The organism is Marinitoga hydrogenitolerans DSM 16785 (genome assembly GCF_900129175.1).
GTDB classification, from domain to species: domain Bacteria; phylum Thermotogota; class Thermotogae; order Petrotogales; family Petrotogaceae; genus Marinitoga; species Marinitoga hydrogenitolerans.
In genome coordinates this window covers 1-22,318 of sequence record NZ_FQUI01000037.1, presented here as the reverse complement: position 1 = coordinate 22,318, position 22,318 = coordinate 1, and the positions used below count along the sequence as shown (strand labels likewise).

23 protein-coding genes and 1 pseudogene are annotated in these 22,318 nt (G+C 26.7%); all 24 read right to left on the bottom strand.

The features are described 5' to 3' along the window. Positions 1 to 206: 206 nt before the first annotated feature. Positions 207 to 491: a CRISPR-associated endonuclease Cas2 gene (cas2, locus tag BUA62_RS09120; protein WP_072865639.1), complete on the bottom strand. Its 285-nt coding sequence runs from the start codon at positions 489 to 491 to the stop codon at positions 207 to 209. Between the two features lie 4 nt (positions 492 to 495). After that, the gene (gene cas1b, locus BUA62_RS09115) at positions 496 to 1,479 is read right to left on the bottom strand and encodes a type I-B CRISPR-associated endonuclease Cas1b (protein WP_072865645.1); all 984 of its coding nucleotides are present in this window, start codon (positions 1,477 to 1,479) and stop codon (positions 496 to 498) included. Between the two features lie 7 nt (positions 1,480 to 1,486). Then, complete coding sequence (gene cas4 / locus BUA62_RS09110) at positions 1,487 to 1,972, bottom strand: CRISPR-associated protein Cas4 (protein WP_072865637.1); 486 nt, start codon at positions 1,970 to 1,972, stop codon at positions 1,487 to 1,489. Positions 1,973 to 1,981: 9 nt separating this feature from the next. Beyond that, positions 1,982 to 4,159 carry a CRISPR-associated helicase/endonuclease Cas3 gene (locus BUA62_RS09105; RefSeq protein ID WP_072865635.1) on the bottom strand — a complete coding sequence of 726 codons (2,178 nt, stop codon included), beginning with the start codon at positions 4,157 to 4,159 and terminating at the stop codon, positions 1,982 to 1,984. Between the two features lie 10 nt (positions 4,160 to 4,169). Then, positions 4,170 to 4,919: a type I-B CRISPR-associated protein Cas5b gene (cas5b, locus tag BUA62_RS09100; RefSeq protein WP_072865633.1), complete on the bottom strand. Its 750-nt coding sequence runs from the start codon at positions 4,917 to 4,919 to the stop codon at positions 4,170 to 4,172. Continuing rightward, positions 4,906 to 5,778, bottom strand: coding sequence for a type I-B CRISPR-associated protein Cas7/Cst2/DevR (gene cas7i / locus BUA62_RS09095; protein ID WP_143148361.1), 873 nt, complete (start codon positions 5,776 to 5,778; stop codon positions 4,906 to 4,908). Before cas7i ends, cas5b begins: the two co-directional genes overlap by 14 nt. After that, positions 5,771 to 7,471 carry a type I-B CRISPR-associated protein Cas8b1/Cst1 gene (gene cas8a1, locus BUA62_RS09090; protein ID WP_072865631.1) on the bottom strand — a complete coding sequence of 567 codons (1,701 nt, stop codon included), beginning with the start codon at positions 7,469 to 7,471 and terminating at the stop codon, positions 5,771 to 5,773. Before cas8a1 ends, cas7i begins: the two co-directional genes overlap by 8 nt. Positions 7,472 to 7,482: 11 nt before the next feature. Beyond that, positions 7,483 to 8,187, bottom strand: coding sequence for a CRISPR-associated endoribonuclease Cas6 (cas6, locus tag BUA62_RS09085; protein ID WP_072865629.1), 705 nt, complete (start codon positions 8,185 to 8,187; stop codon positions 7,483 to 7,485). Between the two features lie 304 nt (positions 8,188 to 8,491). Further along, a complete protein-coding gene (locus BUA62_RS09080) occupies positions 8,492 to 9,028 on the bottom strand; it encodes a DUF996 domain-containing protein (RefSeq protein WP_072865627.1) in 537 nt (178 codons plus the stop codon). Between the two features lie 32 nt (positions 9,029 to 9,060). Continuing rightward, positions 9,061 to 9,669 carry a DUF996 domain-containing protein gene (locus tag BUA62_RS09075; RefSeq protein WP_072865625.1) on the bottom strand — a complete coding sequence of 203 codons (609 nt, stop codon included), beginning with the start codon at positions 9,667 to 9,669 and terminating at the stop codon, positions 9,061 to 9,063. Positions 9,670 to 9,838: 169 nt separating this feature from the next. Beyond that, complete coding sequence (locus tag BUA62_RS09070) at positions 9,839 to 11,044, bottom strand: acetyl-CoA C-acetyltransferase (RefSeq protein WP_072865641.1); 1,206 nt, start codon at positions 11,042 to 11,044, stop codon at positions 9,839 to 9,841. Between the two features lie 55 nt (positions 11,045 to 11,099). Continuing rightward, the gene (gene fabG / locus BUA62_RS09065) at positions 11,100 to 11,837 is read right to left on the bottom strand and encodes a 3-oxoacyl-[acyl-carrier-protein] reductase (RefSeq protein ID WP_072865623.1); all 738 of its coding nucleotides are present in this window, start codon (positions 11,835 to 11,837) and stop codon (positions 11,100 to 11,102) included. Further along, positions 11,834 to 12,646, bottom strand: coding sequence for a lysine 5,6-aminomutase subunit beta (gene kamE, locus BUA62_RS09060; RefSeq protein ID WP_072865621.1), 813 nt, complete (start codon positions 12,644 to 12,646; stop codon positions 11,834 to 11,836). Before kamE ends, fabG begins: the two co-directional genes overlap by 4 nt. Next, a complete protein-coding gene (kamD, locus tag BUA62_RS09055) occupies positions 12,643 to 14,199 on the bottom strand; it encodes a lysine 5,6-aminomutase subunit alpha (protein WP_072865619.1) in 1,557 nt (518 codons plus the stop codon). The genes kamE and kamD overlap by 4 nt, the downstream gene beginning before the upstream one ends. Beyond that, entirely contained in the window at positions 14,192 to 15,541 is a 1,350-nt protein-coding gene (gene kamC, locus BUA62_RS09050; RefSeq protein WP_072865617.1) for a lysine 5,6-aminomutase reactivase ATPase KamC, read from the bottom strand. The genes kamD and kamC overlap by 8 nt, the downstream gene beginning before the upstream one ends. Continuing rightward, a complete protein-coding gene (gene kamB / locus BUA62_RS09045) occupies positions 15,529 to 16,512 on the bottom strand; it encodes a lysine 5,6-aminomutase reactivase subunit KamB (protein ID WP_072865615.1) in 984 nt (327 codons plus the stop codon). The genes kamC and kamB overlap by 13 nt, the downstream gene beginning before the upstream one ends. 3 nt (positions 16,513 to 16,515) lie before the next feature. Continuing rightward, positions 16,516 to 16,926, bottom strand: a complete 411-nt coding sequence (locus BUA62_RS09040; RefSeq protein ID WP_072865613.1) for a MaoC family dehydratase — start codon at positions 16,924 to 16,926, stop codon at positions 16,516 to 16,518. Continuing rightward, the gene (kamA, locus tag BUA62_RS09035; RefSeq protein WP_072865612.1) at positions 16,923 to 18,212 is read right to left on the bottom strand and encodes a lysine 2,3-aminomutase; all 1,290 of its coding nucleotides are present in this window, start codon (positions 18,210 to 18,212) and stop codon (positions 16,923 to 16,925) included. The genes BUA62_RS09040 and kamA overlap by 4 nt, the downstream gene beginning before the upstream one ends. 17 nt (positions 18,213 to 18,229) lie before the next feature. Beyond that, positions 18,230 to 19,264, bottom strand: a complete 1,035-nt coding sequence (gene kdd, locus BUA62_RS09030) for an L-erythro-3,5-diaminohexanoate dehydrogenase (protein WP_072865610.1) — start codon at positions 19,262 to 19,264, stop codon at positions 18,230 to 18,232. A gap of 12 nt (positions 19,265 to 19,276) precedes the next feature. Further along, complete coding sequence (kce, locus tag BUA62_RS09025; protein ID WP_072865608.1) at positions 19,277 to 20,092, bottom strand: 3-keto-5-aminohexanoate cleavage enzyme; 816 nt, start codon at positions 20,090 to 20,092, stop codon at positions 19,277 to 19,279. After that, the gene (gene kal / locus BUA62_RS09020; RefSeq protein WP_072865606.1) at positions 20,092 to 20,484 is read right to left on the bottom strand and encodes a 3-aminobutyryl-CoA ammonia lyase; all 393 of its coding nucleotides are present in this window, start codon (positions 20,482 to 20,484) and stop codon (positions 20,092 to 20,094) included. Before kal ends, kce begins: the two co-directional genes overlap by 1 nt. A gap of 11 nt (positions 20,485 to 20,495) precedes the next feature. Further along, positions 20,496 to 21,146: a 3-oxoacid CoA-transferase subunit B gene (locus BUA62_RS09015; RefSeq protein ID WP_072865603.1), complete on the bottom strand. Its 651-nt coding sequence runs from the start codon at positions 21,144 to 21,146 to the stop codon at positions 20,496 to 20,498. Further along, positions 21,143 to 21,799: a CoA transferase subunit A gene (locus tag BUA62_RS09010; RefSeq protein WP_072865601.1), complete on the bottom strand. Its 657-nt coding sequence runs from the start codon at positions 21,797 to 21,799 to the stop codon at positions 21,143 to 21,145. Before BUA62_RS09010 ends, BUA62_RS09015 begins: the two co-directional genes overlap by 4 nt. Before the next feature lie 176 nt (positions 21,800 to 21,975). Beyond that, positions 21,976 to 22,318: pseudogene (locus tag BUA62_RS09005) on the bottom strand (class I SAM-dependent rRNA methyltransferase); the annotation flags it as partial.

The following is a 22,318-nucleotide window of genomic DNA, read 5'->3' as shown; positions in this document are numbered from 1 at the left end:
AAATTTACATTCCAATATGGATGATTAAAAACCAATTTAATTTAGAAATATTTTAAATAGCTATTTTTAAACATTTTAATTGTCGATAACTGCTTTATTTTTTAAAAAATTTCTTTATAATTTTATCAATTTCTAAAATTATTCACACCAAAAGAATTTTAGAAATTGTCGATACAACACATTTTTATTAAAATCTCTTATCGACATTATAAAAAATTTGAAGTTTTATCTTCTACAACACCCCAAAAATTCTTATTTAACCATCTTTCATTTCTGCTCTGAAATACTATAATTGAATCTTCATCTTTTCTAATAACCTCTTCTAATTCTTTTTTTAACTTAAAAATTTCAGATTTTGTTAATTCCCCTTCAAATACAGAATTTTGTATGTGATACAAATACTTTTTACATATTTTAAATACTTTGGGTAATATTTTCTGTCCTACACCATCCTTATCAAATTTTATATCATAAACAAGTATAATATACATTTTTTCACCACCATAATTTAAAACCTTCATATTCTTTATCTTTTAATAGATGTTTTATTATTTTATAACACTCTAACCTTATCAAGAATTTATAGGACACATTTTTCTTTAATTCTTTATGAAAAATTTTTCTATTTAATCTTTCATCATATTCTTTTAAAATTATTTTTCTTGCTGATTCTTTTAAATACAACCCATTTAACTTTTCCAAAAAATCTTTTTCTGTTATCATTTTTTTATTTAATAATGTAAAAATCATTCTATCAACTATTAATGGTTTAAATATTTCTGATATGTCTAAACTTAACGAAAATCTTCTTTCTCCAGGTTCATGTAAAAAACTAATTGTTGGATTTAAGTAAGTTTTATATATTTCAGATAATGTAGTTGTATAAATAAGTGAATTTACAAATGATATCAAAGTATTTATTATATTATCTGGCGGTTTTTTTATTCTTTTTTCAAATTTATAATCAACTATTTTATTCCACGAAGTGTAATAATTTTCTCTAATATTTCCCTCTATTCCCATTAAAGAACTTATTGTATTTTGATTATCTATTTCTAATCTAAGTTTTTCTATTATTTTTAATTCTTTCTCTAAATTTTTATTTCTACCGTTATAATATCTTAAATTACGGAATATATTATACGATGCTGAATTTATAATCCTTTTTGCTATATCTAATCTTAAATCTTTATCCAAATAATGCTTTACTTGTGCTACTAATATCTTCCCTGCTATTTTAGTTTCTTTGGGATAAAAGGTTCCTGTATAAAAACCATAATAGTTAAAAAAGTGAATAAGAATATTCTTTTGGGATAAAAAATTCAGTAATGATGAATTAATAGTTATCTCGCCAAAAACATACATATCACTAACAACTTCTATAGGAATATAGGATTTCCCATTTTTATTTATTAATATTAAACTATTATCTTTTCTTTGCAATTTACCGCTTGAAAATATATATATTGTCTTTTTCATATTCTTTTTAAATATAACAAAATTCGTAATATGCACATTTTTTACAAATTTTATTGTCTATTTTTTTAGGGAGATTTCTACTTTCTTTTATATTATTAATGTCTATTAACACTTTTTCTATTATTTTTTCATCTTCTAAATTATATTCAATTTTTATTCTTTTTTTTATTTTTGGATAGTCAATTATTCCATATTTTATATTAACTCCACGTTTGTTCAAATAATATATATAATATTTTAATTGCCATATACTTGCTTCTTCTAAAGATTGAGATTTTTTTATTTCATGAAGAACATTTTTTTTCTTAATATAATCTATATTTATTTCTTCATTTATCATAATATTTTTTTGAGAATTCTTATAATAATTCTCTTCTATTAATTTTCCTATTTTTACATCTTCATTTTCATCTTCCATTGATATCCCATGTGTAAAAAACCACAGTTTTCGTTTGCAAACGAAATAATAATAAAATTCTATTCCCGTAACCATAGATTCACCTTAAAAAATATTATCAAACTTTTTATTTTCATTTTTTATATCTTTTAATTCAGTTATACCTACTTCACAGGAATAATTGCATTTATGAATAAATATTTTTTCATGTTTATTAATCTTTACCTCACCTATTTTGTTTAACGTTCTAAAAAGAATTGTTGTAGTATATTTAAGGATTTCATTTTTTATTAAATATTTTTCTTTTTTGTCCTTAATACTATCATTATATTCATTTATAAGTTTTTCAATAATATTTTTATTTTCATTGAAAATGGGTTCTGGAATTATAAGCGTATTATCAATATTTCTAAATCTTTTTCTTACTTCTTTTTTTTCTAACTCATATAAATCAAATGTATTCACATAATCTAAAGTTGTTTTTAAAACATTATAATATTTCGTATTTTTCAAATTATCATAAGTATATGTTGAATTTATCAATTTTATTTTTTCTTCTTCTGTCAATATTCCATCTATACTTTTTACTTTATTTTTTGAAAGTTCAAAAATATCTTTATCAATTACATTACCTACTCCAGAACATTTTTCATTTTCATCTCCGATAAAAACATAAATATTATATCCTTCTTCTTTCCAATATCTTTTTCTATATACCCTTCCCATCCTTTGAAATAAACTATTTAAATCGGATAATTCAGTTATCAATAGGTCAAAATCTATGTCTAAAGAAGCTTCTACTATTTGTGTTGAAATCCAAATTCCTTTGGAATTATAATTATTCCCCATTTTTTGAATTTCAATTTCTTTTTTTTCTCTATCCTTTTTTATAAATTTTGAATGCAATAAATTTATTTCACTTTTTTCAATTCCTATATTTAATAATTCTAAATATAATTCTTGAGCTTGCTTTACTGTATTACATATAACAAGTATTCTTTGATTATTGTATTTTTTATAAATAAACTCTGCATTGATTTTTTCTTTTATAACTTTCATGCTATGCCTAATTTCATCATTTATAAATTCTTTTTGCGGCATTATAAAATTGATTTTTTGTTTCTTTAATTCATCTATTAATATATTTGGAAGTGTAGCTGTTAATATTGAAAATTTACCTCCAAATTTAGTGATTATTTTAAGCCCTATTATTAAGTACGCTAATAAATCTGGTGAATACATTTGAACTTCATCTAATACTATTTTAGAATAAGAAAGTGTAGCTAATTTAATTTCAAAACCTTTATAACCATATACTATATCGAATAGTTGATCTAATGTTGTAACTGTCAGGGCTAAAGAAAATTGTCTTGTTGCAGAAAAATAATAATTAATATCAATATCATCAAAATTTTTTTCTCTTTTCAAGTATTCTGAGTAGGTGTCTGAATGCAAAATTCCAACTTTATTAATATTATTACCTTTTAAAATTTTTTCTGTAATTCTATCATAAATTGCATTTATAGCAACCTTTAAAGGCAAAGTATAAAAACCTTTTTTGTTTCCTATCCATAACAAACCCGCTTCGGTTTTTCCCATTCCTGTTTGAGCAACTGCTATTACATTTTCCTCTCTATGTTGAATCATAAATTTTTGCAAATCATTCCATGTATAACCCAGTTGATTTAAATTTTCTATTAAAAAATCATTTTTTATTTCAACATCTACTCCTGCACTTGCAGCATAATCTATTCGATTTAAAAACCCTTTTGTTAATACATATTTTTTAAACAATTCTTGATTTTCTTTATAAATTCTATCTCCTAATGAGAAATAATAATCATCAATATAATCTGATAATTTTAAATTTGGTAATTTATCATAATTAAATTTTTTTAATTGTTCTCTTAAATTATCATACTCTTCTTCTATTGTACCATTTAAATATTCTGAGAAATCTCTTTCATGGTGATAAGCTATTGCTTGATATAATATTTGAATATCTGAATCATCAAAATAATTACTTAATTCTTCAGGATCTAAAAACAATATACTCAAAAGCGAATGAGGGATTTCTTTACTATTTCTCTTATTGTTTTTCAATTTTTCTTGAAAATAAATATTTATTTTTCCTATATCATGGTATAAACATGCATATCTTAGCAAGTCCCAATTTACATCTATACTGGGATAAGTTTTTTTCAATTTTTCTAATTGATTTAATAATTTATCTGTATGCTCTTGAATAGTTTCTTCTGGATTAGATTTTGCTAAAAAACACATAAAATCACCTTCAAGCTAAAAATAATATATCTTCTTTTTCATCAATAAAAAATTCATGATTTTTTAAAGCGCTTATATTAGAATTATATAAAACCTCAACTTTATTCCAGTTTCTAAAAATTTTGGTATTCTTACCTTTACCTACTTTTTCAAGTTTATAATTTTTATTTAAAATATATTTAGTTCCTGTTATTTTCACTCCAGATAATTTATTTCTAAATTTCAATCCATTTAAATAATTCAAAGGTATATAGTAAGAGTAATCTTTTCTTATACTCCTTTTTAATATCTTTTTTTCAAATTCTATAATTTCAACTTTCTTTATTATAGCAAGATCTTCTCTTCTTCCAAGAGATGGATATTCTCTTGGATATTTAAATGCATCATATATTACATTAATTGTACTCTCATCTTTAGGGGCTATGTGAATTAATAATTCTATATTAACAAGTAATTCTGCTGTTGCTATTCCTTTTGTTATCCCATAATTATAATCATCAATTTTCAATTGATGTCTCCCTTTTTCAAATTTCATTCCAGGTTTAAACTCATATCGAGTATATAAGTCATTAACTTTAGAAAAATATTTTCCCGAAATACTTATTTCCATATCGTGATATTCTTTAAAATCACATAATTTATGAACCATTCCAATAACAGTTGAATAAGGAGGGAGAGGATAAGTCTCCCTTAACCCAAAACTTGTAGGAATTTTATAATTTGCAGTTTCTTGTTCTATTTTTAATTTAATTGCCTTCATAGTAATTTTTAACCCTCTCTTTTAAATTTTTAAATAATTCTGGTATAGAAATTGCATTTAATTTTTCAATTATTTCACTTTCATTTGAAAATTTTCCTTTTACTATTCCACATATTGTATTTTCTTTTACATGTTCATATTCTAAAACAGATTGTAATAGATCTATTTTTATTCGATTTCCCTTTACTTCAACAACGTTTTGAAAGAATGGATTTTTTATGTCATACACTCCACCTATTGCAAAAAGTGGTTTTAAGTCTTCTCTTCTCCCCTTAATATCTCTATACAAAAATGCTATTGTGTCAAGTAATTTCTCTATTCTTCTACTTTTTTCCTCCTTAGGCAAATTAATATTTTCATTTTCATCTACCCCTATTTCATCAAGGTCTATATTAATAGTATATCTATAGTATGATCTATGAATTTCAGATTGAGCAATGTTCATGTTCTCACCAATCCTATCGGCTAAACCTTTATTTGTTAAAAAATCAAGATCTCCATTGAATTCCTCTAAAGATATAGCATTTGATAATCTAACCTTTGCGTCTCTAGTTATACTTCCCTCTCCTTTTTTAGTTTTCATATATCCAAAAAAATCTATCTCTGGATATTTTTCTATTGTTGCATCAGGGTGATATTGTATTACTTTTTTATCTCCACTTCCCTGAGCTTCAACAGGTGATAATTCTTCTGACAATTGTTCAACTATATTATATCTTAATGCCTGCCTAGAAACATATGTAAATTGTCCATTCCCTCTAGATAATTTTTTTAATGCTGTAACATTGCCTATTCCTTCACCATAATTCGCACTTTCAGCTTCAAAAATAATTGTTAATGTTAATCCTTTTTTATTCATTATTTTCATCCCCTTTCTCTTCATTATTTTTTCCAAATAAACCTGCAACAAAAGAATATCCTATTGTTTTAAATTCATCAACATTTTCAAGAGATTCTATAATAATTTTAGGAACTGGTTTGTCTACATATAAATAACAATTTAACAATGTGTCCAAAAAACTATCTTTGTTATTTACTTTAAGCGCATTTAATAACCTATAAGATATACCAGATAATTTGTGTTCACTACCTTTACCTTCATAAGCTTTACGTAATAAATACCCATGATAATTAGATTGTTGTACTTTGCTTTCAGTAAAATCTTTCATACCTTTCACCTCTTTTAAATATTCTAAATTTATTTTTATTATATTCATAATGCTTTTAACATTATAATAACCGTTTGTTTTATCAGAAATTTTTATTCGCATTAATTTATTTATAAAACTATATAATTCTATATTGTTCATTACTCTAAAAATTACTTCTTCATATAATGATATTTTGTCATTATAATCTCCTTTTTTTGTTGGAAAATAATAGTTATTAATTAAATTATTTAATATTTCTTTAGATTTACCTAATACTAATAATATGTTTTTAGATAAAATGTTAAATGTATATTTCGTATTATTCAACTTAACTATCTGGATATCTGAATATTCATATTTTATAGAATTATTAAGATTTTCATATATAGAATCTAATATTACCTTATAACTAAAGTTAATGTCCTGATGTTCAGTTCTATTGTATATTTCTAAAATTATTCTTTTATTTATTTTATATATATCCTCAACTGAGTGATTTAAATTAACAAATACTCCTTTATCAAAAACATATGTAAACCCTGCAGGAACACATGAATAAACTAACTTGCATATAGGACATATATAAATATCATTTATAAAATCCCAAACATTTGAAGGCTTTCTTGCATCATCAAATCCAATGTTTTTTAAAAAAGTTAGACTATCAGACAGATTTTTTATTCGATTACCACATGAAAAACATCTATATTTATAATTTGTTTTATCTTCTACACTTATATACTCTTTCAATGGCTCTAAAAAATAATTTTTATAGTCTTTATACATATTTTTTTCTTTAGTTTGGGGATTTAAAAAGCTAACACCTTCCCAAGCATTTTTAATTACTGTATACATTACATTTTTCGCTGCTATATATTTTTTTGATATCGGTTCGTCTAAAAAACTAATTAATTTCTCCAATATTTCAAGGTTTTTGTAAAATTCTTCTTTTTTTTCTATCTTTTTTATTTTTTTTAGATTTTTTATTTCTTCTAAAACATTTATATTATATGGTAATTCTTGATAAATCAATTCATAAGCACTCTTAAAGCTCGATTTTTTTAAATCTTTTTTAAACTGATCAATAATTTTATTTATAATTTCAAGATCTTCTTGGGAAAATTCCTTTTCATTTTTTTTATTTAATATGTATCCTTTATAAGAAACCAATTTGTACCAACTCAAATTTTTATATGTTTTTATAAAATAATTAAAATATTTTTCTTTAAAGTTCTCAAAATTATTCAAATCTATTTCAATTTCATCAAATTCAAGATCTATATTTTCATTATTCCTCCTATATCGAACATTCTCATTACCAAGAATATTAATTATTCCAACTATACCTGCATTATACAACCAATCTGATAATTTTAATTTTATTTTTCTATTTTTTCCCATTCAAATCACCTCTATATAATTTTTACCATACCAAAACCTGAGCTTTTTTTACTACCTATGCCTGTTTTATATAGAAAATTCAATATTTTTGCATCCCCAATTAATTTAAAAATTCCTAGATTTGCCTTTAACTTTTTTTGGTAATTTAAAACTGTAATTTTCTTTAAATCTAAAACTTTAATTTCAATATCCTTATTCTTTTCATTAAAAATTCTTTCATATTGATAAATGATATTTCTCTTTAAAATGTCACTTGCATTCTTCTCATCAAAATAAAAATATTCATCTATTTCCTTAGTATGATTTCTAATTATTATAGGGGACATGGTTTTTACTATAATTTCATTCCTTAACCCACTTTTTTCATTAAGTTTTATTATCTGTTTTAAAATCATAGAATTATCTTTTAATGGATATTCATAATATTTTATATTTTGAAATGCATTATAAAAATAAACCCCCGTTTTATATGAATATGTCGAAAAGAACAGAGATATAATATTGTTTTCTAATATTACAGAATCTTTAAAATTACATCTTCCAAAATATAAGGAAAATGTATAATCCTTTAAGATAGGATCATTATTGTTATAGTAATTTTTAAAAATTCTTTCATCATATTTTATCAATGCGTTTTTCATAAAACTAAGAAACAAACGCCTGTAATCCAAAGGAATTTTTCTTTCTTTTAATTTAAATATTAATTTTAATCTCATGCCACCCCTCCAATTTAGCCAATAATTAATATAATATAATTACTATTCTTTGCTGTTTCGAAATACTTTCATGAAACACAAAATTAATATATCAATGATATATTAATTCAAAGTTTCAATAAAAAAGGCTCAGTAGTAACACTGAGCCTTTTTTATAATCATATTCATTTTTCTATTTTTATTATTAAACATAATATCCCCATCCCGAAATATTATTTTACATTTCATTTATATTATACCACTATATTTTTCATATGTCAACTTTTTATTACTAAAAATATAATTTTTCATATTATTCATTAATTCAATAATTTTCATTATCATTTTCACTTATTATATTTTCTGGATACTCATCTGGTAATGTGAAATATCCTATTATTGCAAATATATTAGCTACGAAAGTTAATATAAATCCAACTAAAACTATTGACAATATTAATCCCCATAATAAAAATTTTGATGCTTTATAAAAATTGTCATTTCCAAAATAATCACCCATTAGATTATATACTTTTATTTTATAAATAACTGGTATTATCATTGCAGCTATATATATTACAAGCATTAAAAATAAATTTGGCATATTACTCATGATATACATATCTGGTTCCATAATTGTTCTAAAAAATGACCCAAATATACCCAAAAACCCAACAAAATAGATTATATATATTACTACTTCAGATAATAATAAATAATTAAATATTCTTTTATCTTTAACCGCTTCACTAATTTTATACACACCAATTAATTCTAAAATTATACCTAAAATTCCAAAATGTCCAAACATTCCCAAAATTCGCCCAACTCCAGCTAATATTTTTTCTTTCTTTAATTCCATATTCTCATCTCCTCCTTAAAATTTTTTTATATTTAATAACTTTTCCATAGTTCTTCATCTGTTATATTTTCTGGATACTCATCTGGTAATGTGAAATATCCTATTATTGCAAAAATTTTTGCTATAAATATTAATATAAATCCTACCATAACTATAGATAAAATTAATCCCCATTTTAAAAATTTAGCTGCTTTGTCAAAATTATCATTTTTAAAACAGTCTTTAATTAAGTTATACGATTTTATTTGATATATTATAGGAACAATCATAAGTGCAATTGACAATAATAATAATAAAAACATATTTGTAAAATGGAGAAATGAAAAATTATTAACAAAAAAATTCGGTTCGTTAACAAAGACTGAATTGTTTTGATAATTCATCCAATCATCTAAAACTGTCATATCTATCTTCGAAACCGATAAATAAAATATATTTCCTGTTAATATAATTAATATAAATATAACAAATAATAGTATAGATGGCCATAACATATAATTAAATATCCTTTTATCTTTTGCTGCAATACTAATTTTATGTATACCAATGAGCTTTAATATAATTCCTATTAAAGTAAATTGCCCTGTAATCTCAAGTATTGCTCCAACCCCTGACATAATTTTCGCATTTTTTATTTCCACATTCCCATCCCCTTTTTATAAATTTTAACATTATAACTATATATATTTTATATATAATTATAATAATAACATTTATTATTTTATCATATTTTATTTTATTTTTCAACAGATGTAAAAAATATTATGCAATAAAAAAACCAGGGTTATTTTTACCCCGGTTTTAATTATATTATAAATTTTTAATAACAATAGCTGTTCCCATTCCTCCACCTATACATAATGAAGCTAATCCATATTCTACATTTCTCTTTTTCATTTCGTATAATAAAGTTACTGTTATCCTGTTCCCTGACGCTCCTATTGGATGTCCTAATGCTATTGCTCCTCCATTGACATTGGTTCTTTCCATAAACCATTCTTTTGTAAGTCCATATTTTTCACTAAGTTCTTTTATTACTCCTAATGATTGCGCTGCGAATGCTTCGTTTAATTCCAATAATTCCATTTGCTCTAATTTTATTCCTTTTTTTTCTATAAGATTTGTTATTGCTGCTACTGGTCCCATTCCCATTATACTTGGATCAACGCCTCCCTGTTCATATGCTATTATCTCTGCTAATGGGGTTAATCCATATTTTTTTACTGCTGTTTCTGAGGCTATTATTATTGCACTTGCTCCGTCGTTTATTCCTGATGAGTTCCCTGCTGTTACTGTTCCATCTTTTTTGAATGCTGGTCTTAATTTTGCTAATGTTTCTTTAGTTGTTCCAAATCTTGGATATTCATCTGTATCAAATATTTTTGTTTCTTTTCTTGTTTTTATTTCTATTGGTACTATTTCATCTTTAAACTTCCCTTCTTTTATTGCTTTTTCTGCTCTTTGTTGACTTATTGCTGCAAATTCGTCCTGTTCTTCTCTTGTTAATCCATATTTTTCTACTATGTTTTCTGCTGTTATTCCCATGTGATATTGATTAAAAACATCTGTTAATCCATCATATACCATGTGATCTATCATTTCTATGTTTCCAAATTTTAACCCAAATCTTGATTTTGCTGGCAGTAACATAGGAGCATTTGACATACTTTCCATTCCTGCTGTTACTATTATTTCTGCATTTCCTAATTTTATTTCATTTGCTCCTAACATTATCGCTTTCATTCCACTTCCACATACCATGTGTACTGTGTATGCTGGCTTTTCTACTGGTATCCCAGCATATATTTCTGCTTGCCTTGCTGGTCCCATTCCCTGTCCTGCCATTAATACGTTTCCTACTATTGTTTGATCTATTTGCTCTGGTGTTATTCCCGCTTGTTTTATCGCTCCTTTTATTGCTTCTGCTCCTAATTCCGCTGCTTTTTTGTCTTTTAGTGTCCCTCCAAAACTTCCTATTGCTGTTCTTTTTGCACCTACTATATATACTTTTTCCATCTTCATTCCGTTCCCCCTTTTTTATTCTTTTATTTTTTGTTTTGCTATTTTATTTTTATAATACTAATCCCCCATCTACGCTTATCACTTGCCCAGTTATGAAACTACTTTCATCACTTGCCAAGAATAACGCTGTATTTGCTATTTCTTCTGGTTCTCCCATTCTTTGTAATACTGTTTTGCTTTTTACTAATTCTATTACTTTTTCTGGTAAGTCTTTTGTCATTGGTGTTTTTATGAATCCTGGGGCTATTGCATTTACTCTTACCTGTGCTCCTTTTCTTGCAAATTCTTTTGCCCATGTTTTTGTCATTGCTATTACTCCACCCTTTGTTGCTGCATAGTTTGTTTGTCCTATGTTCCCATATATTCCAACTACTGATGATATGTTTATTATTGATCCTTTGCCCGCTTTCATCATTTCTGGTCCAAATTGTTGTGTCATATTAAATACACCTTTTAAGTTTACATCTATTACCATATCCCAATCTTCTTCACTCATTTTTTGTATTAATGCATCTCTTGTTATTCCTGCATTATTTACTAATACATCAACTTTTCCTTCTTCTTTTATTACTTTTTCTTTAAATTCTTCTATTGCTTTTCTATCCGTTACGCTTAATTTATAACCTTTCACATTTTCATATGTCTTTTCTAATTCTTTTAATGCTTCTTCATTTAAATCACATGCATATACTTTTTTAGCTCCTTCTTTTGCAAATTTTTCTACCATGGCTTTTCCTAATCCTCTTGCTCCTCCTGTTACTATACATACTTTCCCTTCTAATCTCATTCTTTTTTACCTCCTTGGTTTTTTTCTTGTTGTCTTTTATACATTTCCTGAGCTATATATGAAGCTACATCATCCGCATATGTGTTAGCGCCAAATCCTGCATCATACCCTATTTCTTTTACTAATTCATATGTTATTCTTGGTCCACCTGCTATTAATATTACTTTGTCTCTTATACCTTCTGCTTCTAATAATTCTACTAATTCTGTAAGATTTTTTATATGTATGTTTTTTTGAGTAACTATTTGAGAAACAAGTAATACATCTGCATTGAATTCTATTGCTTTTGCTACAAATTCCTCACATAATACCTGACTTCCCATATTTAATGTCTCAAACATTTTGTATCTTTCCAAGCCATAATGTCCTGCATAACCTTTCATATTCATTATTGCATCTATACCAACAGTATGTGCATCTGTTCCTATACATGCACCTATTACTCTAATTTTTCTTCCTATATTCTTTTTAATAAATTCATCTGTTTCTTCCATTGACCATGTTGTTGATTCTACCTTTGGCACATGAATAGATGTATAATCTACTGTATGGGTACAACTACCATATGCAATTATAAATGTGAAACCTTTTGTTAATTCTTTATGATAAACTACCATAGGTTCATCAAACCCCATTTTTTTCATTAATTGTTTTGCTGCTTCTACAGCTTCATCTCCATCTGGAACTGGTAAAGTAAAGCTAAGCTGTGTTTTACCATCATTCATTGTATCTCCATATGGTTTTATTGCTTTTAAATTTAATGTTTTATCAAAATCTTTTTTCTCTGTAGAATATAATCCTCCACTCATGGTCTTTCAGCCTCCAACATTATTTTAATAAAAGGATTAATGTAATTTTCTCCTTTTTCAAACACTCCATCTAATCCTTTTCCACCATCAATTGGTCTTTTTATATTTGCAAATGTCCCTTTTGATAATGATACAAACAATCCATCTTTTACCATTTTTTCTAATAATTCTATTGATTTATCTAACACTTCTTGTGCTCTTTTTTGAATAATTCCATCTTTTTTGAATTCTATTTCATCTCCAAGATTTTTTAAATTATTGAATATGTATCTAGCATTTTCTATTGATAGATATCTATCTGACATAAATGGTGTATGTATTGCTTCTGTTAGCATTCCAAGTAATTGAATACCCTGATGTGTCCAAATTGATATTACATTAAACAATGCATCCTGAACATGACCTTTAAATATATTTCCTGTCATATATTTTGTTGGCGGCATATATTTCAACGGTGCTTTAGGGAATATTTCTCTTAACATTTGTGCCTGCGCAAGTTCATACAAGAAACCATTTGTAAGATCTGGATTCATTTCAAATGCATGTCCCAATCCCATTTGTTCTTCTGGTATTCCAGCCATCAATGCTAACTGTTCATTAATAAAATCTGAGGTTAATACTGTATGTGCTTCTTCGTATGCATCTGCTGTTGTTAGATAATTGTCTTCTCCGGTATTTATTATAATGCCAGAAAATCCATTTATAACTCTTGAGAAGTATTGGTCTATTATTGTTCTTTTCATATTTATGTCTCTAAATAATATTCCATATAGTGCATCATTTAACATTACGTCAAGTCTTTCCATAGCCCCCATAGCAGAAATTTCTGGCATACACAATCCAGATGCATAATTAACAAGTCTTATGTATCTTCCAACTTCTTCGCCTACTTCGTCTAATGTTTTTCTCATTATTCTGAAATTTTCTTGTGTTGCATATGTTCCACCAAAACCTTCTGTTGTTGCGCCATATGGCACAAAATCCAATAGACTTTGTCCTGTTGTTCTAATAACAGCAATAATATCTGCTCCCTGCCTTGCAGCAGCTTGTGCCTGGACAACATCTTCATATATATTTCCAGTAGCAACTATAACATAAAGGTAGGGTTGAGCACCTTCACCTAATTTTTCTAAATATTCATTTCTTTTTTTTCTACTATTTTGTATTTTTTTTATCATTTCGTCCACAAATGGTTTTATAGCTTCTTGCGATTTTTCTAATGAGTAGACCTTTATTTTTGATAGATCCAATTCTTCTTTGGAAATCTTTTCTGCTATTTCTTGTGGTGTTAATCCAGTTTCTATTATTGCATTCCCTAATAAAAATGCTGCCCCTTGTTCTAATAATCCATTTTCTTTTATATGCTCAACTACTATATTTGGTAAAGGAACTTCATTTTCATCTATACCATCAATTCCAAGCAATCTACATATTGTTCTTTCAACAGATACTGTTGATCTTTTATCTACAAAATTTTGGACATCTTCAGCAATTTTTTTTGCCAATTCTCTTGCATATTTTACCTTTTTTAAGTCTAATCCTAATTTACTCATGAAAGATTTCCTCCTTTTTTAGCCTTTCTATTGTTTCTATTAATTCATCGTCTATTTTTAATAATTTTGCTATTGTTAATGCTTCTTCTGGTACTATTTCATTTTTTTCTTCTATTAAAGAATAATCTATGATTTCCGTTATGTTTTCTGGGGTTATGTTTTCTTTCAATTTGTCTTTTTTTATACCCTTTATTCTTAATTTTCGAATTTTTTCTCTTGCAACATTATTAAAGTGGGTTGTTATTAAAGACACTGAATTGTGTTTATTTAATATTTCTATTACACTTTTTACTATTAATTTCCCTTCATGTGGATTTGTATTTCTTGCTAATTCATCTAACAATATCATTGCGTTATTTTTTTCTTTTATATATTTCAATATTTCATTCAGTTTTAGCATTTCTGCAGCATATGAAGATAATCCATTTAATGTTGATTGATAATCACCGGATATTAAGAATATTTTTTTTACTACTTTTAGTTCAGCATATTTTGCTGGAACATAAAAACCATATTGAAACAAATATTGGGCTAATACCAATGTTCTTAAGATTACTGTTTTACCTGTCATATTTGCCCCAGTAATTAAAGTAACTCCATTATACAACTCTATATCTATTGGTTGATATGTTTTATATTCTTTTTCTAAATTATTCTTTATTAACGGATTGAATAACTTTTTATATTTTATATGATTAGATATTTCAGGCTTTGTAAAACCATATTCAATTGCCAATTTTGATTTTGCTAATACAAAATCCAATTCTGAAATATCTTTTAAAGCTTGGTTTAATTCTTTTATATATTTTTTTAATTCAATTGATAGTTTTTCTCTTATTTTATTTTCAATTTCTAATTCTTTTATGTATAATATTTCCTTTTCTTTTTCTATTGCTGTTTTTCTTTTTTTTCTTATTTTAGCCAGTTGTTCTGAGTATGAATCATATATATAAAATGTTGGTAATTTATTTCCGTCTGGATCTAATATACTTATTATTTTTTCTAAATTTGGTAATTTTAAATAAGAGAAATGTACCATTTCTCTTATTTTTTCATAATAAATAGAAAAGTATTTTATTTCATACAATTCTATATCATCAAGAATATAATCACCTGTTAATCTTTCCAAAGTTTTGGAAATATCTTTTATATACATTAAATTATTTTTTATTTTTTCTACTATTTCTTTTTGGGATATTATGAAAGATATTGTTTCTTCTATTTTTTCTAATTCCTTTTGTATTTGGTTGTTGTTTGTAAAGAACTTTATATTTTTTACTGATTTCTGCCCTAAAGGGGTTATTATTTCTAATTTATTTAAGAGATAATTTATTTCAAGCATAACTCATCTTCCCTTACATTTATTATTGGTACATTTATTACTTTTTTTAGTCTATTTTTTAATTCCTTTGAATCTAAGAAATATCCATTTGGAGAATATGGGTTTATAGTTATTGCTATAAGCTTAGTTTTTTTTAAGACTGTTATTTTTCCTCCTTTTTTTATATATATTTTATATGTTTCTGGAGATATAAAAATTTTTGTGAAATCTTTTACTATAATTTCTACATTTTTCAAATCTTTTTGTTTTATTAAATATTTCAAGAAATTTTCCGTCAAAGCTCCTGTTAAATATATTTTTTCCCCATATTCCAGTATATGTTTTTCTAAACTTTTAAATGAAAGTAATGATTTTATAGGTAATTTAAATATTTTATCTGAAATTGTATATATTCCATCATCTAAGTTTTTTAATTTTTCTTTATACTCAGTTTCTTCTAATAAAATCATATTTACAATATGCTTTGTTTTTTTTACTAACTCATTTATATTTATTGTTAAAGCTGCTCCTGTTGACAGTATCATTGCATCTGTTATTACTGGAGAAGCGGGGCTTAACCTAGATAAAGCCCCGTCTATTAATACTATTTCTGCTCCAAATTCTTTTAATCTCTCTATTAATGATTTTATTTTAACTGTATTTTGTGGCCCTGCTAATATAATTTTCCCTTTTTCTAAAGATTTTGCTATAATGATTCTTCCAAGAGATGTTCTTAAATTATCTTCAATTGATAATATTTCAGAGGTAAATCTTTTTTGTTTATAAAATCTTTCTGCTGTTGCAAATATTGTTCCTTCCTTTATTTCTATTTCTGGTTTTGGCGTGGCAGTCACTTGATCTATTGATTCTCCATCTATTCCTATAGAGGTTATCCCTATTTTTTTTTCTAAATGTTTTATAATATAATTTAATGTTTCTGTTTTTCCTGTGTTTTTTTCTAACCCAACTATTGATATACTTTTAAATTCCACTTTTTATTCTCCTTTAAATAATACAAGAGCTTCTCCATCAACTGCAAGTTTTCCATCTTCTTTTATTATTTGTGTTGTTAAAATTAATCTGGATTTTTCTTCAATTTTTTCTTTTACAATAATTTTTATTGTAATTTCTTCGTCAAGATATATAGGTTTTAAGAATTTGGAATCTTGTTTCATATAGATTGTTCCAGGACCAGGAAATTCCATTCCTAAAACAGCAGAAATTAGTCCTACACTTAGAATTCCATGTGCTATTCTTTTTTTGAATATTGTTTTTGATGCAAATTCTTCATCTAAATGAACTGGATTTTTATCGCCTGTGATCTCTGCAAATGTTTCCACCATTTTTGCTGTAATTTTTCTTTTTACTTCATATGTTTGATTTAATTTTATTTCTTCATATTTCATTTTTTATCACCTATATGTTCATATTTTTCTCTTAACTTTGCTCTTTCATGTCTTTCTAAATGATTTGGTTCTAAGGATATTCTTTCTTTACTGTCAAATAATCCTGCAACTCCATACCATTTATATTTTTCTCTGTATATTGTGTCATCCACATCTGATGATGTATCTTCAGGTTCATGATATGTCGTTATTACACCTTCATAATTTCTCAAAATAACTGTATGTTCATTTTGGGAAATTAAATAGTTTGGCATTAATCTTATCTTACCACCACCACCAGGTGCATCTACAACAAATGATGGTACAGCAAAACCGGACGTATGACCAATTAATGATTCCATTATTTCTAATCCTTTAGATACTGATGTTCTGAAATGTTCTATTCCTTGAGATAAATCACATTGATATATATAATATGGTCTTACTCTTATTTTTACTAATTGATGAACTAATTCCATCATTATATATTTACTATCATTTATTCCTCTTAATAATACTGTTTGATTACCTAAAGGAATTCCTGCATCTGCTAATTTTCTACATGCTTCTGTTGATTCTGGTGTAATTTCTTTTGGATGATTAAAATGTGTATTTACCCATAATGGATGATATTTTTTTAGCATATTTACTAATTCATCTGTTATTAATTGCGGGAAAACTACAGGTGTTCTTGTTCCTATTCTAATAACTTCTACATGAGGTATCTTTCTTAATTCTTTTAATATATATTCAAGCATTGGAATACCAACCATTAAAGCGTCTCCACCAGATAATAATACATCTCTAACTTGTGGTGTATTTCTTATATATTCCAATGCTGCATTTATGTCTTCCATTTTTTTATGAGCATCTGTTTGTCCGGCAAATCTTCTTCTTGTACAATGTCTACAGTACATTGAACACATATCTGTAATTAAAAACAAAACCCTATCTGGATATCTATGAGTTAATCCTGGTGCAGGTGAATCTTCATCTTCATGCAATGGATCAATCATATCCCATACGTTTCTTACTAATTCTTTGGATGTTGGGACTGCTTGTCTTCTTATAGGACATTTTGGATTATCTGGATCCATCAATGATGCATAATATGGTGTAATTGCCATTCTTAAAGTTTTTAACGCATTTCTAACACCTTCTTCTTCTTCAGGTGTTAGATTTATTACCTGTTTTAATGTTTCTACATCTGTAATTCTATTTTTTAATTGCCAATGCCAATCATTCCATTCTTCTTCTGTGACATTTTTCCATAATGGTATCTCTTTATAATGTCTTCTTTTTGTCATTAGTAATTCCCTCCAATTTATATATATAATTTTTCAAATAACTCTTTTATTTCTTTTGAATCTCTTAATATTTGAAGTGTTAAATCAGCATGGCCTTTTGTATAACCATTACCTATAATCATTGTTATATCTTTCCCAACGCCTTCAGCACCCAACGCAGCTTTTGTAAATGATGTTGCCATTGAGAAGAAATATACAACCCCTTCATCTTTTGTTATTAATATAGAAGACATTTCTGTATCTGGAACATTTACATTATTTATTGTTACGTCACAATATTTTCCATCTGTTACTTTTAATACTTTTTCATATATTTCCACAGGTTTTGTTGCATCTGCTATTATTACTTCATGGGCTAAATTCATATCTTTAATCCTTTTAGCATTTTCTTCAGAATACTCTACAACTATTACTTTTCCTGTATCTCCTGCATTTTTCATAGCTTGATATGAGCATAATATTCCTGATTTCCCGCCACCACCAATGATGCAGACTGTATCTCCTTTTTTTACTAATTTAGCTACTTGAGCTGGCGCTCCTGCTACATCAAGTGCTGCTAAAGCCAATTTTTCAGGAATATCATCGGGTAATTTTGCATAAATTCCTGTTTCAAATAATATAGCTTTTCCATCTATATCTACCTGATCATTTTCAATATTTATCTTTTTTATCTTTTCAATTTTTAAAGGTGTAAGAGATAAAGATACCAATGTTGCTATTTTATCTCCAATTTTTAATGATTTATCTGGAAAATCTGGTCCTATCTCTTTTACAGTCCCTATTAACATTCCGCCAGAACCTGTTACTGGATTTTGCATTTTTCCTCTTTCATTAACTATATCAAGAATCATTTCTTCCATTTTCCTTGTATCTTTATTGCATGCTTCTTTTATCTGAGTAAAACTTGCAGAGTCTATATTTAATGTAATTACATCTATTAATATTTCATTTGAATAAATCTCCATTGTGTTATCAATTTTTTTTGCTGCTTGAGGTAATAATCCTTTTGGTTCTATTACTCTATGTGTTCCAAATGGACATCCTTTTTTCATTTTATCCCTCCGTTATTTTTTTATATTTAATATTTTTCTTGCTTCATCTGGTGTCGCTATTTCTCTTCCTAATTCTTTTGCTATCCTTACTATTCTTTCAACTAATTGTGCATTTGATTTTGCTAATTCACCTTTTTTATAATATATATTGTCTTCAAATCCTACTCTTACATGTCCTCCCATTAATATTGCATGTACAGCTAATGGAAGTTCATATCTTCCTATACCAGCAACTGTCCATGTGCTTCCCTGAGGTATATGATTTACTAAATAAACTAAATCATCTATTTCACCTGGAATTGCTCCAGGAACACCCATTACGAAATCAAAATGAATAGGTGTATTTAATAATCCCTTTTTTACTAATCTTAATGCATTTGCAATATGCCCTCTTTCAAACACTTCTATTTCTGGCTTTATTCCTCTTTCTTTCATTTCTTTTGCAAATTTTTCCATATATTCTTCGGAATTAACAAATATATCTCTTCCGAAATTTGTTGTTCCTGCAGATAATGTTGCCATTTCCGGATTTAATTCTAATGGCTGTTTTCTTTGTTCAAATGTATGATATACTGCTCCACCCGTTGATGGCTGAAATATTATATTGCATTTTTCTTCTATTTTTTCCTTTATTTCTTTATATACTTCATATGATTGAGTTGGATTTCCTTCTTTATCTCTTGCATGAACATGAGCTATAGAAGCTCCTGCAAGATAACATTCATATGCAGCTTCTGCTATCTCATCAGGAGTTACAGGTAAGTTTGGTTGTTGCTTTTTTGTTACTTCAGCACCTGTTAATGCAACTGTTATAATTAACTTTTCCATTATTTCCCCTTCCTTTGCTTATCTTTTGGAACAACACATGTTCCACTTGCTCTACATACAACTATAGGCTCTTCAAGATAATCTGCAGCTGAATCAGAAATATCTGGTCTTGGAACTATAACTTTTCTTGCTTCAAATACCATTTTTCTTGATGTATTACCTACTTTTACTATTTCACCTGTCGCTTCTATATAATCTCCTGCATATACTGGAGCTATAAATTCAATATTATCATATGCTTTAAATAACCCTTCATCTCCATCATGTCTGATTAATAATTCAGTTGCAACATCGCCAAATAATTGAAGTATTTTTGCGCCATCAACTAAATTACCGCCATAATGTGCATCGTGTAAACTCATTCTTACTCTTATCATTACTTTTTCACTCATAAACATTCCCCCTATAATTCCATAATTTTTAAATCTTCTGGAATAATTAATTCTGCTTCTGTTATTGTTTTTAATTCATCTATTTTAATATCTGGAGCAATTTCTTTTAATACTAATCCTTCATCTGTTGGTTCTATTACAGCATATTCTGTAACTATTAAATCTACTCTTCTCGATGAAGTTAATGGCAAATTACATTTTTTTACTATTTTTGGTTTACCTTTAGTAGTATGTGTCATGGCTATAATAACCTTTTTTGCTCCTGTAACTAAGTCCATTGCTCCACCCATTCCAGGTATTAATTTTCCTGGAACCATCCAATTTGCCAAATGCCCTTCTTCATCTACTTGAAGACCTCCTAATACTGTATAATCAAGATGTCCTCCCCTTATTAAAGCAAATGAAAATGCTGTATCAAATGTCATTGCACCAGGTAAGGTATTTATAAATCGACCTCCTGCATTGGTTAAATTGAGATTCGCATATTCTTCTGATACTTCAGAACCTATTCCTAACACACCATTTTCTCCATGAAAAAATATATTCATTTCTTTTGGAACATAGTTTGCTACTAATGTTGGCAAACCTATTCCTAAATTAACGATATTTCCAGGCTTAAATTCTTTAGCTACTCTTTTAGCTATTCTTTCTTTTAAATTCATTTTTCATTCCTCCTTATCACTACATAATCCACTAAAGCCCCTGGTAAGTGGACATCATCTGGACCAAAAGTACCAGCTGGAACTATTTCATCTACTTCAACAATCACTAATTCTGCAGCCATTGCTATAATTGGATTGAAATTTCTAGCCGTAAATTCAAATTGCAAATTCCCTAAATGATCTGATCTTTTCGCTTTTACTAAAGCTACTTTACCTTTTATTGCTTTTTCGAGAATATATTTTTTATTATCTATTTCTATAATTTGTTTTCCATTTTCTACAACTGTTCCTATTCCAGTTGGTGTTAATATACCTCCTAAACCAACTCCACCTGCTCTTATCTGTTCAATTAATGTGCCCTGCGGGACAAGTTCAACCTCTAATTCTTTCTCTATATATTGTCTTTGTGTTTCTTTATTTGTTCCTATGTGAGATGTTATTACTTTTTTTGCAAGTTTATGAAAAATTAATCTTCCAATCCCTTTATCTTCAAATGACGTGTCGTTACAAATAATTGTTAAATTTTTTTTATTCTGTTTTATCAATTCATCTATTAATGTTTCTGGTGTTCCTACTGTCAAAAACCCCCCTATCATTATACTGTCTCCATCATTAACAAAAGAGATAGCCTCTTCAGCTTTTACTACTTTCAATTAACTCACCCCTTATTATGAAATTTTCTTCATACCCATTATACCCATTTTAACATTTGATACAAAACTGAAAAAATAGCTGCTAATTTTAATTAAAGCCTTTAATACTTATTTATTCTTTTTTAATGAAATTTTTTTCAATTAATAATAAAAACAAAAAGGAACCAAAAGGTTCCTTAAAATTTAAAATTCTCTATTTCAAATATATAAAATTTAAGATATTCCGTTTCTAATATATTGTACAACACCGGATGATCTGGTGATTGTGATCCTCTAAAAATCTGTTTCAAAAATATTTTGTTGTCTTTAGCTGCATCGAATATTATTTTTTTAAATTCTTCATCATACACTAATTGTGTACAGGAAGCTGTTGCTATTAATCCATTGTTTTTTGTTGTTCTCATTGCTCTTAGATTTAATTCTTTATATCCTCTTATTGCATTTTTTATTGAGCTCCTCGATTTTGCTAATGATGGTGGATCTATTATTACAAAATCAAAATAGACATTAGCTTCATCA